This window comes from Microvirga makkahensis, assembly GCF_009830105.1.
GTDB classification, from domain to species: Bacteria; Pseudomonadota; Alphaproteobacteria; order Rhizobiales; family Beijerinckiaceae; genus Microvirga; species Microvirga makkahensis.
Window position 1 is genome coordinate 519,858 of the sequence record NZ_WURB01000001.1, and the last position, 14,854, is coordinate 534,711.

Sequence of the window (14,854 nt, forward strand, 5' to 3'; positions counted from 1 at the left end):
TTCCTTACTTCAGCGCCCCCGGAGCCCATGGAAGCGACCCGTATCGATATCCCCGACCACGCCCCGCACGTTCTCGTGGTGGACGACGACCGGCGTCTTCGTGACCTCCTCACGCGGTTTCTGTCCGAGAACGGCTATCGCGTGACGGCGGCATCCAGCGCCGCAGAAGCCCGGTCCAAGACCGAGAACTTCCTGTTCGACGCCCTCGTCCTCGACGTGATGATGCCGGGCGAATCCGGCTTCGACTATGCCCGCAGCATCCGGCAGAGCTCACAGGTGCCGATCCTGATGCTCACCGCGAGGTCCGATACGTCCGACCGGGTGACGGGTCTCGAGATCGGCGCCGACGATTATCTCCCGAAGCCTTTCGAGCCCCGCGAGCTTCTGCTGCGACTCGGCAACATTCTCAGGCGCGCTGGTCCCGCGGCGGGCCTGCAAGGCGGGGATGTGCCCGAGATCATCCATTTCGGTCCGTTCTCCTACCGCTTCGACCGCGGCGAGCTGCGCCGCGGCGAGGAGGTCGTGCGCATCACCGAGCGGGAGCGCGAGATCCTGACGATCCTGGGCTCAGCGACCGGCGACAACGTCCCGCGCGAAGCCCTTACGGGCAACGGCGGCGGCGCCAACGAGCGCACGGTGGACGTGCAGATCAACCGTCTGCGCCGCAAGATCGAGAACGATCCCGCCAATCCGGTCTTCTTGCAGACCGTGCGCGGAATCGGCTACCGTCTTGTGATCGACCGATGAAGATCGGCGCTGCCCTCCATTACACGCCGCTCGATCATGCGGCGCGCTGGTTCGGCCGGATCCTGCCGAAGGGGCTCTATGCGCGCGCCCTCATCATCATCATCGCGCCGGTCATCCTGCTGCAATCCGTCGTCGCCTACGTGTTCATGGAGCGACACTACGAGCTGGTGACGCGCCGCCTGTCATCCGCCGTCACGGCAGATATCGCAGCCCTCATCCGCATCTACGAGAGCTATCCCCAGGACAGGGAAGCCTCGACGCTCTCGCGCATCGCCTCCGAGAGCCTGCAGCTCGACATGGACATCCTGCACAACACGGATCTCCCGCCGCCCGGTCCGAAGCCGTTCTTCTCGATTCTGGACGAGACCCTCTCCAACGAGCTGCGCCGCCAGATCGACCGGCCGTATTGGCTCGACACGGTCGGACGCTCCAATTTCGTGGAAGTGCGCATCAAGCTCGATCAGAACACCGTGATGCGCATCCTCGCGCGGCGCAGCCAGGCCTATGCGTCGAACTCCCACATCTTCCTGGTCTGGATGGGCGGCTCGTCCTTCGTGCTGCTCGGCATCGCCATCCTGTTCCTGCGCAACCAGATCCGACCGATCCTTCGGCTCGCGGAGGCCGCCGAGGCGCTCGGCAAGGGCCGCGAGATCGAGTTTCGCCCGCGCGGCGCGCGGGAGGTGCGCCAAGCCGGTTACGCCTTCCTCGAGATGAAGCGCCGCATCGAGCGCAACCTCGAACAGCGCACGACCATGCTCAACGGCGTCAGCCACGATCTGCGCACCATTCTCACGCGCTTTAAGCTTTCGCTCGCGCTCATGCAGGAAACGCCGGAGATCGAGGATCTCAAGCGTGACGTCGACGAGATGAGCCGGATGCTGGAGGGCTATCTTGCCTTCGCGCGGGGAGAAGGCGGCGACGCGGGCGAACAGGCAGGAGAGACGGACCTGCGCCAGCTCCTCGCGGAGGTGCAGGCGGATGCCGAGCGCCAGGGGCACGCCATGAAACTCGATATCGTGGGAGACCCCATCATCATCGTGCGCCCTGACGCCTTCCGGCGCCTGCTCTTCAATCTCGTCTCCAACGCCGCGCGCCACGGGGACCGCATCGCGATCACCGCCGATCACGAGACCCGCTGGCTCGTGCTGCACGTGGACGACGACGGCCCGGGCATTCCGGTGAGCATGCGCGAGGAGGTGTTCAAGCCCTTCGTGCGCCTGGACGAGGCACGCAATCAGGATGAAGGCGGTTCCGGCCTCGGCCTGTCCATCGCCCGCGACATCGCGCGCTCCCACGGCGGCGACATCAGCCTCGGCGACAGCCCGCTCGGAGGCCTGCGCGCGACGGTGCGGCTTCCGGCCTGACGGAGCCTCGCCACGTCCTGGTCATCCCCGGACTTGATCCGGGGATCGGTCCCGACCAACCCGATCGAAGAGGCGCGACGCTTCACGCGATCGGGATCACCGGCACAGGGCCGGTGATGATGTGGAGGTTATTCCGGCCCCCTCGCCCTCAATAGAGCCGCCCACCCACAGGAACATCCCTGTCGGGCCTGATCAGCATCACGTCGCCATTCGCATCCGGCACGCCGAGCGTGAGAACCTCCGACATGAAGGGTCCAATCTGCCGCGGCGGGAAATTGACCACCGCCAGCACCAGCGATCCGACGAGGTCGTCGATTGCGTGATTCACGGTGATCTGCGCGGACGAGCGCTTGGTGCCGATCTCCGGGCCGAAATCGATGGTGAGCTTGAAGGCGGGCTTGCGGGCCTGCGGAAAAGGCTCCGCGGCGACGATGCGGCCGACGCGGATGTCGACCTTCAGAAAGTCGTCGAACGTGATCGTCGGCGTGAATGCCTGTACCTGGTCCATGAGATGCCCCCTTCTGCGGTCAGATCGCGGCTGCGGGATTGTCCGCATCGCCTTCATTGGTGTCGCGCCTCTCGCGCCGCGTGGAGCGACGGCCCTCCCTCAGGGCACGCCCGAAGGCGCGGAACGGTGCGGTCAGGCGGCGCAGATCCTCTGCGCCTTCGAGCACGCGCTCGCCGCGCCGCAATTCGCGGTCGAGGCGCGCCATGGTCCTGGCGAGCGCCGGGTCGTCGTCGTCGAGCCAGGTTCGCATGGTGTTGGAATAGACCATAACCGCGCCCTGCAGCTTGAGGGTGCCGAGCGGCCCTTCCGTGCCGATCCGCGCCGCCGCCAGCATGAAGCGCATGGAATTGACCGCGACCTGATGGAGGGCCGCCATCGCGAGCGGATCGTACTGGACGTCGCGGAAGATGCGGCGGAGCGCCTCCTTGTAAGGCTCCAGGGCATCGAAACGGCGCATGAACACGTCGAAGATGCGCTCGCGCGCGGGTTCTCCGGCCAGATCGTCCGTGGTCTCCTCCAGCACCTTGCGGTCGATCCGGCGCGAGAGGCCGCCGAGCACCGCGCCTTTCGACGGGAAGAGATCGCGGAACTCCGCCAGCGAGACGCCCGCAGCCTGCGCGATGTCGCCGATCTCGATGTCGCTCCAGGCCCGCGTGGCGGCAAGCCCCAAGAGGGCGTCGATGATGGCGTTGCGCTTATCGGCCGGGGATTCCACCGTCATGGCATTCTCCTGAACATGCAATCGTCCCGTTGATCTAGAGCATCGGCCCCAGAAGTGGACTTGCACTTCTGGAATTGATCCGATGCTTCCTGTTTCAAGCTGGGCTCCCGTCCGTCTGTCAGCCCGCGAGTTCCTCCGCACGGCGCTTGGCCGCGGCCACGGCCTCGCGCATGAGGCCTTTGAGACCGTCCGGATCGCGCATGAGCACCTCCAGCGCCGCCGCCGTGGTGCCGCCCGGCGAGGTCACGTTCTGGCGCAGCGTCGCAGGCGGCAGATCGCTCTGGAACAGAAGCTCACCCGCCCCGGTCACGGTGGCGCGCGCCAGACGCTCCGCAAGATCAGCGGGCAATCCGGCGGCAGCGCCCGCCTCCGCCAGGCACTCGACCAGGTGGAACACATAGGCCGGGCCCGAACCGGACACGGCGGTCACCGCGTCGATGAGGCTCTCCGAGGGCAGCCACTCGACGATGCCGTTGCTGGACAGGAGCGCATCCGCCGTCAGCCGCTGCTCTTCGGAGACCTCCGCATTGACCGCGGCACCCGTCGCGCCGCGTCCGATGCTCGCCGGCAGGTTCGGCATGGCGCGCACGATGGCGGAAGCGGCGGGAAGCCTGCCCTTCAGGTCGCCGATCGTCTTGCCTGCCAGAATGGAGATGATGAGCGTCCGGGGCCCGAGATATCCGTTCAGGGCCGGCGCGGCCTCGTCCAGCATCTGCGGCTTGATGGCGAGCACGAGGACTTCGGGGGCGGAGACATGGGAGGGATTGAGAGCGGCGCCCTTCTCGATGCAGAAGCGCGCCATCTCGTCCGAGGGGCGAGGGTCGATGACCGTCACGCCGGACGGCTTCATGCCCACCTTCAGCCAGCCCTCCAGCATGGAGCCACCCATCTTGCCGGCACCGACGAGAACGAGGGACGAGGGCAAGCGGTCGGGATTGAGCGACATGAGGAACCTTCCGGCAGGTGAGAGATGCGCGAGGCCGCTACTATTCACAAGCCGCCCTGCTCTGTCGAGGCTCGTTCGGCCGTTGCGGATCGGACATGAATCCGATCTCACGCCCCATGCGGCAGGATTTGGATTCCGAGCATCATTTCACGCAAAACCGGCTCCCCACTTCTGCGCCCCATGCCCAGGCTCAGGCCTCGCCCTCGGTCTCGAACAGCACGCTGTCGAGCGCCTCGCGCGCCGACTTGCCTGCCCAGATGACAAACTGGAAGGCCTGGAAATAGCGCTCGCACGCCTCCACGGCCACGCGCAGCATGGTCTCGCATTGGCCCTGCGTCGGATCAGCGCCGCCTGCCAGCAGGAGAGAATGGCGGAACATCACCACGTTCTCCGTGCTCCACAGATCGAAATGACCGACCCAGAGCTGCTCGTTGATATAGGAGATGAGCTGGAGCACGTCCTGGCGGCGCCGCTCCGGCACCTTGAGGTCGAAGGCGCAGGCCACGTGAAGGGCCTCCACGTCCTCGATCCATGTGAAGGCGATATCATAATCGGCCCAGCGCCCGGCCACGGAAACCGACATTTCGTCAGCTTCCGCGCGATCGAAAATCCAATGACGCAGGGAAGCGAGCCGCTCGACAACGTCGAGGGGATGTTCCAGGCGATCGATTTCGATGTGATGCTGAGACATGTCGATCCAAAAAGCTGTTTTGCCTGCAATATGGTAAACACAAGCAGGCAATATGATTTCGTAAATTCGAACAATATTTGCAAAGAGCTTCTCGAATACACAGAAGCACCCGAGATTCTTGCCACGTCATGCCCGAATCAGCGCATGAATCACAGTCTTAGATTTTGCCCCTGCTCACAATGCGCCTTCAGGACCTGTCCACAACAGGAGGGATGCGCCAGAAGCAGGGGGCACTACCCCCAACGGCTAGGAGGCAGAGGAACCGGCCGGACCGCCGGATTGGGCGAGCTTTTCCTCCAGGACCTTCAGGCGGGACTCCAGTCGCTCGTTCTCGGCCCGGGTGGCCAGCACCATCTCGCGCAGCACCTCCACCTCCTCGCGGGTGGCGACGTCCATATCCTTGATCAGGCGCTCGAACTGGCTGCGGACCACGGTTTCGACCTCGCGCCTGACGCCCTGCGCGGCGCCCGCGGCATCAGTGGCCAAGCGGGCGATTTCATCGAAGATCCGGTTGGAGGATTGGGTCATGATCGAGGGTCCACACCATTGACGGGGGCATTTAAGCCCAGGAAAGCCAGATGTGGGCGTATTCGCCCGAATCTGCAACAGGGTTGACGATCCGTCCCCACCCGGTCCAATGGCACAGCGTTCACCGAAGGGCCGTCATGCCGCTGTCATTTCCCATCCTCGATCCCGTCGCCTTCTCGATCGGCCCCTTTGCGGTCCGCTGGTATGCGCTCGCCTATGTGGCGGGCCTTCTGGGCGGCTGGTTCTATGCCAAGCGCCTCGCGGCCAAGGCGGAACTCTGGGGACAGCTCCGCCAGCCGAAGCCCACGGACATCGACGACCTCATCGTCTGGGTCGCGCTCGGCGTCGTCCTCGGCGGGCGCACGGGCTATGTGCTGTTCTACAATCTCGAGGCCTATCTCCGGAACCCGCTCGAAGCGCTTGCCGTGTGGCGTGGCGGCATGTCGTTCCATGGCGGCTTCCTGGGCGCGGTACTGGCCCTCGTCCTCTTCGCCCGCTCGCGCGGGCTCAACGCGCTCGCCCTGCTCGACATGGCGGCCGTGGTGACCCCCATCGGCCTGTTCTTCGGGCGCATCGCCAACTTCATCAACGGCGAATTATGGGGCCGCCCCGCCCCGGACTTGCCCTTTGCGGTCGTGTTCCCCCACGCGGGGCCGGAGCCCCGGCACCCGAGCCAGCTCTATGAGGCTTTCGGCGAGGGCCTCCTGCTGTTCGTCGTCATGGGGATCGCCGCCCGCGCCTTCGGCTTCAGGCGTCCGGGCCTTCTCGGCGGCATTTTCGTGCTGGGTTACGCGACGGCCCGCATCGCGTCCGAGTTCTTCCGCGAGCCCGACGCGCAGCTCGGCTTCCTCTTCGGCTCGTCCGTGCAGGGCCTGGGAGGTGGCATCACCATGGGCATGCTGCTCTCGGTCCCCATGGCGATCGTGGGCATCGTCTTCATCGTCATGGCCCTGCGGGGCTACACCAGGCCCACGAAGACCGTCGAGGCTGCATGAAATCTCTCGGCGAGCATGTACGCGAACTCATCGCCCTCGAGGGGCCGATCACGGTCGAGCGCTACATGAGCCTTTGCCTGAGGCACTACTACGCCACCCGCGATCCGCTGGGCGCAGGCGGCGACTTCACCACGGCGCCCGAGATCAGTCAGATGTTCGGGGAGCTGATCGGCCTGTGGGTGTTGGAGGTCTGGAACGCCATGGGCCGCCCTCATCCGGTTCATCTCGTGGAGATGGGGCCGGGACGCGGCACCCTGATGGCGGATCTCCTGCGCGCCACGAAGCTGCTGCCGGATTTCCAGACCGCCGCGCAGGTTCATCTGGTGGAAACGAGCCCTGTCCTGCAGCGGCGGCAGCAGGCGGCGCTCGCATCCTCCGCGCTTGCCATCCATTGGCACGAGGGGCTGGAGGATGTGCCTGAAGGCCCGACGCTTCTCATCGCCAACGAGTTCTTCGACGCGCTGCCCGTGCGCCAGTTCATCGCGACGGAACGGGGCTGGTGCGAGCGCCTCGTAGGCCTCGACGGCGAGCGCCTGATTTTCGGCCTGCGCGCCGAAGCCGAGGAGCCTCTCGGCAAGCCGTTGCGGATTGGCGACGTGCTCGAATGGCCCTCCCTGTCCATCGACATCATGCGGGAACTCTCCCGCAGGCTCGCGCGGGACGGGGGCGCCGCCCTCATCGTCGATTACGGCTATTGGGGGCCCGCCTTCGGGGACACGCTGCAGGCCCTCAAGCAGCACGCCCATGTCGATCCGCTGGCCGAACCGGGCGAAGCGGACGTGACGGCCCATGTGGATTTTCACCGCCTGGCGCAGGCCGCCTCGGCACAGGATCTACGAGCCCACGGTCTCGGCACGCAGCGCGATTTCCTCCTGGCCCTCGGGATCGAGGCCCGCGCCTCCTCCCTCAGGAAGCGTGCGACGCCCGCCCAGTCCGCCGATATCGACGCCGCACTCGCGCGCCTGACGGAGCGCGGGGACACGGGCATGGGAGACCTCTTTAAGGTATTGGCCGTTACCCATAAGGGTCTCGAAGCCGTTCCCGGATTGCCGCCTCTTTCCTTTTCCCCTTGAAGTTCGAGCCGCATGTTCATCCAAGCCCCCGCTCTGTCCTCGCTGCCTGCGATCCGCCACGCCTTCTTCACCCGTCAGGGCGGCGTGTCGGAGGGCATATACGCCTCTCTCAACGGGGGCGTCGGCTCCTCCGACGAACCGGAGCGGGTGCAGGAGAACCGCCGCCGAATGGCGGAGACCCTGAATGTCGCGCCGGATGCGTTGATCAGCGTCTATCAGGTGCACTCGCCGGATGCGGTTCTCGTGGAAGGCCCCTGGGGGCCCGAGCGCCCGAAGGCCGACGCCATGGTCACGAGGGTGCCGGGCCTGGCTCTGGCCATCACCACGGCGGATTGCGGCCCTGTGCTCTTCGCGGATCCCCGAAGCGGCGTCATCGGTGCGGCCCATGCCGGCTGGCGCGGGGCGGTGACGGGTGTTCTCGAATCCACCCTCCAGGCCATGGAGCGCCTCGGCGCGGAGCGCAGCCGGATCGTCGCGGTGCTGGGCCCGACCATCAGCCATGCGGCCTACGAGGTCGGCCCCGAATTCGTCCAGCGCTTCGCCGAGGAGGCGCCCGGGCACGAGCGCTTCTTCCGGCCCGGCGAAACGCCGGGCCATGCCATGTTCGATCTTCCCGGCTTCATCGGTGCGCGCCTGGAGGCGGCGGGGATCGGCAGCTTCACCGATCTGGGCCTGTGCACCTATTCCGACGAGGAGCGGTTCTTCAGCTATCGCCGCACGACCCATCGCCGGGAGCCCGATTACGGCCGCCTGATCTCGGCGATTGCGCTCACTCCCTGATGCCCGCCACGTCCGGCGTCTCCCAGGCGAGATGCTGGCCGCCGTCGACGGCGATCATCTGACCGGTGACGCTGCGCGCGCCCGCAAGATAGACTACCGCCTCCGCAATCTCGTCCGGCGTGCCGCCGTGTCCGAGCAGCACCGCGCGGGCCTGCTTGTCGAAATCCTCGTCGCCCTGACGCTCGTTCGCCAATGTGGGCCCTGGACCGATGGCGTTCACGCGGATGCGCGGCGCGAGCGCCTGGGCCATGGTCCGCGTCGCCGTGAACAGGGCCGCTTTCGTCAGCGTATACGAGAAGAATTGCGGCGTGGGCTTCCAGACCCGCTGGTCGACAATGTTGACAATGGCGCCCTCGCGGTCGGGCGGCAGCTGGCGCGCGAAGTCCCGCGCGAGAAAGGCGGGCGCGCGAAGGTTCACGGCGAAGTGCCTGTCCCAGCGGTCCGGAGAGAGGGTCTCGACCTCGTCCGGCTCGAATTCCGATGCGTTGTTGACGAGCAGCGTCAACGGATGCCCGAGCGCCGCAACCGCATCGTCCACCAGGCGGTCGACCGCGGAAACCTCGGCGAGATCGCCCCGCACCACCGCTGCGCGGCCACCCTCCGCCTCGATCTGGGACGCCATCTCCTCCGCCACATCCGTGGACCGGCGGCAATGAATCGCGACCCCGTAACCCTCCCGTGCGAGGCGCTCGACGATGCTTCGTCCGATTCTCTTCGCCCCCCCGGTGACGAGCGCAACCTTAATCATTTTTAACCTCTTGAAACGATAGCACGTGGCGCTCCTTGGCAGCTTCGCCAAGAAAAAGACATTTTTCGTCCATGCCCGCGAACTTACGGCCGAGTTTTGCGTTGTGGAGTCCAGCGAGGCCATAAGGGGAAATCCAAAACACAACGCCACATTGCCGCCACAGTGCCTTTGGGGTGTTGTGGTTGTCATGTCACAGCCCTCGTCCGGTTGTCGCTCTATAAACGGATAGTGCTCCGCTCGAACCAAGCGACCCTTGGCTTGCGCGGAGTATGACATCGATAAGGAAAGAGAAACCATGAAGAAGATTCTTCTCGCCAGCGTCGCCTTGTTCGGCTTCGCCGGTGCTGCTTCGGCTGCGGACCTGCCCATGCGCGCCGCTCCTCCGGCTCCGATCGTGGCGGCTGCCCCGATCTTCACCTGGACCGGCTTCTACGTCGGTGTGAACGCCGGTTACGGCTGGAACGACGATGCCGAAGACATCGTGTTCGATCCCACCACGACCATCGTTGGCGACAGCGATGAGGACGGCGGCTTCATCGGCGGCGCCCAGATCGGCTACAACTACCAGATCGGCTCCTTCGTGGTCGGTCTCGAAGGCGACATCCAGTACGCAGACTTCGGCTCCGTGACCTATGCTTTCCCGACGGGCACCGTCACGCTCGATTCCGAGGACTGGTTCGGCACCGCCCGCGCTCGCGCCGGTGTGGCCTTCGACCGCGCCCTCATCTACGCCACCGGCGGTTTCGCCTTCACCGACAACCGCAGCGGCTGGACCCTCGGCGGCGGCCTCGAGTACGCCTTCACGAACAACCTCTCGGCCAAGATCGAAGGTCTGTACGTGAACCTCGACGAGGACGATTTCGATTTCGATGGTGTGACCTACAGCACCGGCGAAAGCGACTTCGGCGTTGTTCGCGCTGGTCTGAACTTCCGCTTCGGCACCTACTAAGATCCGTCGCAGCCGCGACAGAGAAGGCCCGGGAAAACCCGGGCCTTTTTTCGTGTGTCTTACGGAGCCACTCTCGTCTGGGCATAGGCCGGGACACGCGCCTCGAAATCGGCGAGCCAAGCCACGAGCTTCGGATGCGTCTCGCGCCAGCGGCCTGTGAACCGCAGGTCGAGATAGCCGAGCATGCAGGCCAGAGCGACATGGCCGATATGCAGATCGGCGGAGGGCGTCGACAGATGCGCCTCCGCATAGGCCAGCCCGCGCTCCACCTTGCCCACCTGATGATCCACCCATTTGGGCTCATGCCTGTCCTGCGGGCGGAAGCGGCCCTCGTAGACCTGCAGCAGCGCTGCATCCAGGATGCCGTCGGCGAGCGCCTGCTCGCGCAGGGCCGCGAAGCGAGCCTCCCCCGCCGGGATCATGCGTCCGCCGCCTGCCAGGAAATCGAGATATTCCACGATCACGCGCGAGTCGTAGAGCGTCTCGCCGTTCTCCAGAACCAGCGTGGGAATCTTCCCGAGCGGATTCTGCTGCCGGAGGTCGTCCTCCGGGTTCAACGTGTCCGCATCGACGATCTGGATGCGATCCGTGAGACCAAGAAGAGAGGCGGCGATCTTGACCTTGCGCCCGAAGGGCGATGCGGGAGAGGAACGAAGAACGAGCATGGATTGGGTCCTGTGGAAGGTGCCTGAAACGGCTGCCTTCATGCCCCCTCCCGGGCGGAGCCGCAATCCGCCTTAGGCAGGAGGACCGAAAGCCTCACAGCGATATGCGCCGTAACCGCCGCGGGAGAGGCGCTCCGCGAGCGCAGGCAGGAGGATCTCCGCCTCGCCCCTCAGCGGCCAGGGGGGATTGAGCACGAAGAGCCCGCTGCCGTTCAGGCGCGACGGGTCCCGGGGATCGTCCACGTAGAGTTCGAGGCGCAGCCCGGGGCGCGGACTCTCGGCATGCAGCCTCTTCGCCACCGCATCGACCGGCGCCACATCCTTGATCGGGTACCAGCCGGCATAGACGCCGGTCGGCCACTTCCTGAGCGCTGCCAAAAGCTCCGTGCCCATCCGCTCCAGTTCCCCCGTCTTCTCATAGGGCGGATCGATCAGCACGAGCCCACGCTTCTCCTTGGGAGGAACGAGCGCGTGAAGGGCGGTCCACCCGTCGAGGTGCATCACCTTGAGGTTCGACACCGCATTGAATGCCTCGCTCAGCACGGCGTGGTCGGCAGGATGCAGTTCGACGAACACGCCGCGATCCTGGCGCCGCAGCAACTCGCGCACGATGCCAGGAGAGCCGGGATAGATGGTCTCTCCGTGCCGGGCACGCACATCGGCCATCACTTTGCGATAAGGGGCGAGAATCTCCTCGACCTCTGCCGAGAAGGGCTCATCGAGGCGCCCGACGCCCTCGACCCATTCGCCCGTCCGCTCGGCCTCGTCGGCGGTCAGGTCGTAGAGACCGATTCCGGCATGGGTGTCGATGGCGCGGAGCGGCGTCTCCTTGCGCTGTAGATAAACGAGGATCCGCACCAGAAGAGCGTGTTTCATGACATCGGCGAAATTGCCGGCGTGAAAGGCATGACGGTAGTTCATGCATCGAATCCTAGAACAAGGGACCAAAAAGTGGACCCGTTTCGGGGGCCGTTGCTCCACTTCCGGAACGGCGCATCGGTCGTGAATCAGGGGAGCGGGAGCGGCATGGCGTCCTTCTCCGTCGTCACCGGCCTCGTGCCGGTGATCCAGATGGATCGGAGCGCCGCGCCTTTCGGGTCGAGATGGCCGGGCCTGATCCCCGGATCAAGTCCTGGGACGGCCATGACGAGGATCGGCGGATCGGAAAGAGATCCCGCCTTTCATCCGATGCTCTGGAGTATCCCCAAATCTGGATCGACACTATCGAGACTCTTCCCGATGCTTCAGCGCAGCGCGGGAACCGCGATCTCGCCGGCCCGGCACCCGTCGCGATCGACCTCGGGGCACCGGCGGAAGCCGCGCAGATCCTTGTCGAGACAGATCCGGACCTCCTGAAGGATGCGGCGGCGGCAGGACACGGCGATCATGTCGGGTCGAAGCCCCGGGTTGACGCTCATGAAGGCCCGCTCGATCTCGCTCGGGAGAACCTGCGAGCGGTCATGCAGCGCCTTGAAGCTGTCGGGGATGCGTACCAGGTCCCGGGCCTGCCGAACGGCCTTGAAATAGGCACTCGGGCTCTCCCCGGAGCAGCTCCCGTGCTTGCGCCATTGATAGCGGGCGAGATTGTCGTCCGGGAAGAGGCCCGACGCCTCCCCGATCGCCGTGCTCGGGACGAAACGCCCACTCGGCTCGCAGAAGCTGGGATAGCCCTGCTCCAGCTGAGGCCAAAGCCCATGCACGACGAAGCCGAGGCCGCTCCCGCTGCCGCATTGTCGGCTTTTCCGGCCGCTGGCCTCGCAATAGCCGGGCGACCAGGACAGGGCGAGCACGTAGAAGTCGAAGCGCCCCATCGGGGCTCCTCTCACCTCACGCGGCTGGGCCGCGCAAGGGAGAGCAAAAAGACAGGCGCCCGCCAGGGCGAGCCACCGTCCAAAGCTCAAGGCGCGGCCTGCTTGCAATGAGGGGCGTAGGCGTAGTGGCGGTCGAAGCCGTCCACGCAGGAATCGGTCCCCCAGCCGATGCCGAGAAAGCCCAGATCCTCCCGGATGGAGAAGTTCACCTTGTGCCTGTAGCCGTCGGACACGATGGCCGTGCCGGTGCAATAGCGGCGGGGGATGTAATCGAGGCCCCAGGGGCGCCATGCAACCTGCTCGATCCGCTCGAAGCCCAGGATCTTCAGGTCGGAGTTCCAGAACCGGCGCTCCTTGGTCTCGAATTTCGAGGCGATGTTGCCGAGGACCGCCGGATCGTTGCAGGCCGGCAGGCTGGCGTCGTACCCTCTCAAGGAAAGCTCGTGGGCCCTCTCCCGCCGCTCAGCCGGGGTTATCTCGCGAGCGAGCACGGGTGCGCTCACCGTCAGGCAAGAGATAAGAACCGCCAGCCACTTCATTTCCACTGCTCCAAAGGTCGACAGATTGACGTCACATCGACCATGTGGGCGGCGGCCCGGAAGGTCAAGGCTCCGCTTGCGGTTTAATAGGCGGCGTGTCCGTTCAGCACCAGGGGGCGTCCTGCGGCCGGTCCCCCGGACCTCGGCGGCGCATAAGTCTGCTGGGGCTGCCGATAGCCTTGCTGCGCGGGATATCCGCCATATCCGGGGGGCGGCGGAGGCGTATAGACCTCCGATCCCGCATGGCCGGAATAAAGCTGGGCGGGCGGCACGGGAGCAGAGATCACGGGAGGCGCCACGGGAGCACCCATCGGCGAATCGGAGGCGTAGCCGGCCGCGGAGCTCTCCTCCGGCACGTCCTGCTCCATGTCCGCGGACGGCAGATGGCCCTGCGCGCTCTGAAGGATCTGCTGGCTCCGTTCCGGGTCGATCCGCGGCGTGAACTTGAGAGCCGGCTTGCAGACGCGGCGGTCCCCGCGTGGATCGTGACGCGCCAGATCGATGTGAAAGTGATCGTAATGGTAGGCGTCCGAGCCCGGGCCCAGCACCGTAGTGAAGTAACGGCAGGCGCCCACGAAAGCCTCGCGGAGAAAGTTTTGCTCGGCGGGATCTCCCCGCCAGCCCTTGGCCACCTTGATCTCGCGCCCGTCGGCCAGGATGAAGGCCATCACGTCGAGCGCATTGCCGAAGGAATGTTCCGAGAGCTTGGCACCCCGCCGGTTGTTGCGCGGGCGGCAGGAATAGGAACCCGCCTTCAGGTCCACGATCGGGACGCCGAAATACAGCACAGCGGCAGGCTTCACGATCTCGTCGAGCCAGGTGTCGATGCGTGGAATGATCGGGCAGGCCAGGGTCACCTTGGATTTCAGGCCTACCTCCCCATTGTTGAAGGCGGCGACCTTGAAGGGATAATCCATGCCGCAGACGCCGGGGCCGTCGATCCTGGACGAGAGAGCCATATAGGCCGAAGGCTGAACCAGACGCTGCGATAGGCAGGCCTCCTCGGCCTGCGCCCGCCACGGCTCGCGCTGTTCGAACCGGAACAACCCGCAACCGCTCAATCCGAGCCCGACAAGTGACAGGGCAGCAAACGCAACTAACACACGACGCATGGACCGAGCTTGCCCCGTCCCGGTAAACATCCGGTCAACGCTCCCCCGCCCGTCCCTCGGCACACTCCCGCCGAGCCTTGTCCTCTTCGGGAGCAGAAATTTTTTGTCGCGGGGCCTTGTCGCTCGGCCTTCAATGAAGTCAAGGGGTTAATGATTTATTAACCATTTCGGCAGATCGTGTCGGCCGCCATCCGTCCTGCCGAGGCCTTTTCAGGCCCCCTCCATCCTGATAGGCTCCCCTCTATTCAGACAGGGGGTCTGTCATGAACATGACAACGAATTTCGACTGGGTCGGCACTCTCAACATCGCTGCCGCCTGCCTTTCCTTCTCGTTCATTTGCGCAACCGTCGCCGGCGTTCTTTAAGCTGGCAGCCGGCCATCGGCGGCTGGAGCAACGAGCTTCATTTCTTGACAGCGCTGCCGCTTCCGGCAGCGTTTTTTATGCCTCCGGGCAGGGACTGGCCGTGATGCTCCACGACATCACGTTGATCTCCATCCGGCACTGCGCGAGCCTGGGGCCCTCCGACGTCTTCAGACAGATGGTCTCCCCCGGAGCGAAGATCCGTCCTTGGGCACGGCAGTAACAGTCGAGAGGATCATGGCCGGCGGCCGGCGTCTGCTGGGCGGCGGCCGGACCGGCCAGGAGCGTGAGAAAGAGCAGGACGTTGGGCATGAG

The 14,854-nt window shown here is 65.5% G+C and carries 19 protein-coding genes; 6 read left to right on the forward strand and 13 right to left on the reverse strand.

The features are described from left to right. Nucleotides 1–27 precede the first annotated feature (27 nt). Together GR328_RS02565 and GR328_RS02570 are read left to right on the forward strand one after the other, a co-directional pair. Nucleotides 28–747 carry a response regulator gene (locus GR328_RS02565; protein ID WP_160882936.1) on the forward strand — a complete coding sequence of 240 codons (720 nt, stop codon included), beginning with the start codon at nucleotides 28–30 and terminating at the stop codon, nucleotides 745–747. After that, nucleotides 744–2,111, forward strand: a complete 1,368-nt coding sequence (locus tag GR328_RS02570; RefSeq protein WP_160882937.1) for an ATP-binding protein — start codon at nucleotides 744–746, stop codon at nucleotides 2,109–2,111. The genes GR328_RS02565 and GR328_RS02570 overlap by 4 nt, the downstream gene beginning before the upstream one ends. A 148-nt stretch (nucleotides 2,112–2,259) precedes the next feature. Here the strand turns inward: GR328_RS02570 and GR328_RS02575 are convergent, their stop codons facing one another. From GR328_RS02575 to GR328_RS02595, 5 genes are all read right to left on the reverse strand, one after another. Beyond that, complete coding sequence (locus tag GR328_RS02575) at nucleotides 2,260–2,619, reverse strand: tRNA-binding protein (RefSeq protein WP_160882938.1); 360 nt, start codon at nucleotides 2,617–2,619, stop codon at nucleotides 2,260–2,262. A gap of 19 nt (nucleotides 2,620–2,638) precedes the next feature. After that, the gene (locus GR328_RS02580) at nucleotides 2,639–3,340 is read right to left on the reverse strand and encodes a TetR/AcrR family transcriptional regulator (RefSeq protein ID WP_160882939.1); all 702 of its coding nucleotides are present in this window, start codon (nucleotides 3,338–3,340) and stop codon (nucleotides 2,639–2,641) included. Nucleotides 3,341–3,458: 118 nt separating this feature from the next. Continuing rightward, the gene (gene proC / locus GR328_RS02585; RefSeq protein ID WP_160882940.1) at nucleotides 3,459–4,286 is read right to left on the reverse strand and encodes a pyrroline-5-carboxylate reductase; all 828 of its coding nucleotides are present in this window, start codon (nucleotides 4,284–4,286) and stop codon (nucleotides 3,459–3,461) included. 190 nt (nucleotides 4,287–4,476) lie between these two features. Next, nucleotides 4,477–4,977 carry a type III secretion system chaperone family protein gene (locus GR328_RS02590; RefSeq protein ID WP_160882941.1) on the reverse strand — a complete coding sequence of 167 codons (501 nt, stop codon included), beginning with the start codon at nucleotides 4,975–4,977 and terminating at the stop codon, nucleotides 4,477–4,479. A 246-nt stretch (nucleotides 4,978–5,223) separates the two neighbouring features. Next, nucleotides 5,224–5,505, reverse strand: a complete 282-nt coding sequence (locus GR328_RS02595) for an accessory factor UbiK family protein (protein ID WP_160882942.1) — start codon at nucleotides 5,503–5,505, stop codon at nucleotides 5,224–5,226. 137 nt (nucleotides 5,506–5,642) lie between these two features. On the opposite strand from GR328_RS02595, the gene lgt reads away from it, so the two are divergent. From lgt to pgeF, 3 genes are read left to right on the forward strand one after another with little or no spacing between them, the layout of a single operon-like run. After that, a complete protein-coding gene (gene lgt, locus GR328_RS02600; protein WP_160882943.1) occupies nucleotides 5,643–6,500 on the forward strand; it encodes a prolipoprotein diacylglyceryl transferase in 858 nt (285 codons plus the stop codon). Further along, complete coding sequence (locus tag GR328_RS02605) at nucleotides 6,497–7,573, forward strand: class I SAM-dependent methyltransferase (protein WP_160882944.1); 1,077 nt, start codon at nucleotides 6,497–6,499, stop codon at nucleotides 7,571–7,573. Before lgt ends, GR328_RS02605 begins: the two co-directional genes overlap by 4 nt. A gap of 12 nt (nucleotides 7,574–7,585) precedes the next feature. Then, a complete protein-coding gene (gene pgeF / locus GR328_RS02610; RefSeq protein WP_160882945.1) occupies nucleotides 7,586–8,353 on the forward strand; it encodes a peptidoglycan editing factor PgeF in 768 nt (255 codons plus the stop codon). On the opposite strand, the gene GR328_RS02615 is transcribed toward pgeF, so the two are convergent. Beyond that, nucleotides 8,343–9,101 (reverse strand): SDR family oxidoreductase, encoded by a 759-nt coding sequence (locus GR328_RS02615; RefSeq protein ID WP_160882946.1) that lies wholly within the window; start codon nucleotides 9,099–9,101, stop codon nucleotides 8,343–8,345. The two genes, pgeF and GR328_RS02615, sit on opposite strands and share 11 nt — an antisense overlap. Nucleotides 9,102–9,396: 295 nt before the next feature. Between GR328_RS02615 and GR328_RS02620 the strand changes: the two genes are divergently transcribed. Beyond that, nucleotides 9,397–10,050 carry an outer membrane protein gene (locus GR328_RS02620; protein WP_160882947.1) on the forward strand — a complete coding sequence of 218 codons (654 nt, stop codon included), beginning with the start codon at nucleotides 9,397–9,399 and terminating at the stop codon, nucleotides 10,048–10,050. Between the two features lie 59 nt (nucleotides 10,051–10,109). Here GR328_RS02620 and GR328_RS02625 read toward each other — a convergent pair whose 3' ends face one another. From GR328_RS02625 to GR328_RS02650, 7 genes are all read right to left on the reverse strand, one after another. Further along, entirely contained in the window at nucleotides 10,110–10,715 is a 606-nt protein-coding gene (locus GR328_RS02625; protein ID WP_160882948.1) for a glutathione S-transferase family protein, read from the reverse strand. 72 nt (nucleotides 10,716–10,787) lie between these two features. After that, nucleotides 10,788–11,636 carry a 23S rRNA (adenine(2030)-N(6))-methyltransferase RlmJ gene (locus GR328_RS02630; RefSeq protein WP_160882949.1) on the reverse strand — a complete coding sequence of 283 codons (849 nt, stop codon included), beginning with the start codon at nucleotides 11,634–11,636 and terminating at the stop codon, nucleotides 10,788–10,790. 86 nt (nucleotides 11,637–11,722) lie between these two features. Then, nucleotides 11,723–11,860 (reverse strand): hypothetical protein, encoded by a 138-nt coding sequence (locus GR328_RS02635; RefSeq protein ID WP_160882950.1) that lies wholly within the window; start codon nucleotides 11,858–11,860, stop codon nucleotides 11,723–11,725. Between the two features lie 99 nt (nucleotides 11,861–11,959). Then, a complete protein-coding gene (locus GR328_RS02640) occupies nucleotides 11,960–12,526 on the reverse strand; it encodes a ribonuclease T2 family protein (protein WP_246215630.1) in 567 nt (188 codons plus the stop codon). An 86-nt stretch (nucleotides 12,527–12,612) separates the two neighbouring features. Then, a complete protein-coding gene (locus GR328_RS27085) occupies nucleotides 12,613–13,065 on the reverse strand; it encodes a hypothetical protein (protein WP_246215631.1) in 453 nt (150 codons plus the stop codon). A gap of 83 nt (nucleotides 13,066–13,148) precedes the next feature. Then, nucleotides 13,149–14,177, reverse strand: coding sequence for an extensin-like domain-containing protein (locus GR328_RS02645; RefSeq protein ID WP_160882952.1), 1,029 nt, complete (start codon nucleotides 14,175–14,177; stop codon nucleotides 13,149–13,151). A gap of 440 nt (nucleotides 14,178–14,617) precedes the next feature. Continuing rightward, nucleotides 14,618–14,851, reverse strand: coding sequence for a hypothetical protein (locus tag GR328_RS02650; RefSeq protein ID WP_160882953.1), 234 nt, complete (start codon nucleotides 14,849–14,851; stop codon nucleotides 14,618–14,620). Between the last annotated feature and the right edge of the window lie 3 nt (nucleotides 14,852–14,854).

Excerpts from the sequence above, each read along its gene's own strand:
- GR328_RS02575 (WP_160882938.1), bottom strand. The coding sequence starts at position 2,619 with ATGGACCAGGTACAGGCATTCACGCCGACGATCACGTTCGACGACTTT.
- GR328_RS02595 (WP_160882942.1), bottom strand. The coding sequence starts at position 5,505 with ATGACCCAATCCTCCAACCGGATCTTCGATGAAATCGCCCGCTTGGCC.
- GR328_RS02605 (WP_160882944.1), top strand. The coding sequence starts at position 6,497 with ATGAAATCTCTCGGCGAGCATGTACGCGAACTCATCGCCCTCGAGGGG.
- GR328_RS02640 (WP_246215630.1), bottom strand. The coding sequence starts at position 12,526 with ATGGGGCGCTTCGACTTCTACGTGCTCGCCCTGTCCTGGTCGCCCGGC.
- pgeF (WP_160882945.1), top strand. The coding sequence starts at position 7,586 with ATGTTCATCCAAGCCCCCGCTCTGTCCTCGCTGCCTGCGATCCGCCAC.
- GR328_RS02645 (WP_160882952.1), bottom strand. The coding sequence starts at position 14,177 with ATGCGTCGTGTGTTAGTTGCGTTTGCTGCCCTGTCACTTGTCGGGCTC.
- proC (WP_160882940.1), bottom strand. The coding sequence starts at position 4,286 with ATGTCGCTCAATCCCGACCGCTTGCCCTCGTCCCTCGTTCTCGTCGGT.
- GR328_RS02620 (WP_160882947.1), top strand. The coding sequence starts at position 9,397 with ATGAAGAAGATTCTTCTCGCCAGCGTCGCCTTGTTCGGCTTCGCCGGT.
- GR328_RS02565 (WP_160882936.1), top strand. The coding sequence starts at position 28 with ATGGAAGCGACCCGTATCGATATCCCCGACCACGCCCCGCACGTTCTC.
- GR328_RS02635 (WP_160882950.1), bottom strand. The coding sequence starts at position 11,860 with ATGGCCGTCCCAGGACTTGATCCGGGGATCAGGCCCGGCCATCTCGAC.
- GR328_RS02625 (WP_160882948.1), bottom strand. The coding sequence starts at position 10,715 with ATGCTCGTTCTTCGTTCCTCTCCCGCATCGCCCTTCGGGCGCAAGGTC.
- lgt (WP_160882943.1), top strand. The coding sequence starts at position 5,643 with ATGCCGCTGTCATTTCCCATCCTCGATCCCGTCGCCTTCTCGATCGGC.
- GR328_RS02590 (WP_160882941.1), bottom strand. The coding sequence starts at position 4,977 with ATGTCTCAGCATCACATCGAAATCGATCGCCTGGAACATCCCCTCGAC.
- GR328_RS02615 (WP_160882946.1), bottom strand. The coding sequence starts at position 9,101 with ATGATTAAGGTTGCGCTCGTCACCGGGGGGGCGAAGAGAATCGGACGA.
- GR328_RS02630 (WP_160882949.1), bottom strand. The coding sequence starts at position 11,636 with ATGAACTACCGTCATGCCTTTCACGCCGGCAATTTCGCCGATGTCATG.
- GR328_RS02570 (WP_160882937.1), top strand. The coding sequence starts at position 744 with ATGAAGATCGGCGCTGCCCTCCATTACACGCCGCTCGATCATGCGGCG.
- GR328_RS02650 (WP_160882953.1), bottom strand. The coding sequence starts at position 14,851 with ATGCCCAACGTCCTGCTCTTTCTCACGCTCCTGGCCGGTCCGGCCGCC.
- GR328_RS02580 (WP_160882939.1), bottom strand. The coding sequence starts at position 3,340 with ATGACGGTGGAATCCCCGGCCGATAAGCGCAACGCCATCATCGACGCC.
- GR328_RS27085 (WP_246215631.1), bottom strand. The coding sequence starts at position 13,065 with ATGAAGTGGCTGGCGGTTCTTATCTCTTGCCTGACGGTGAGCGCACCC.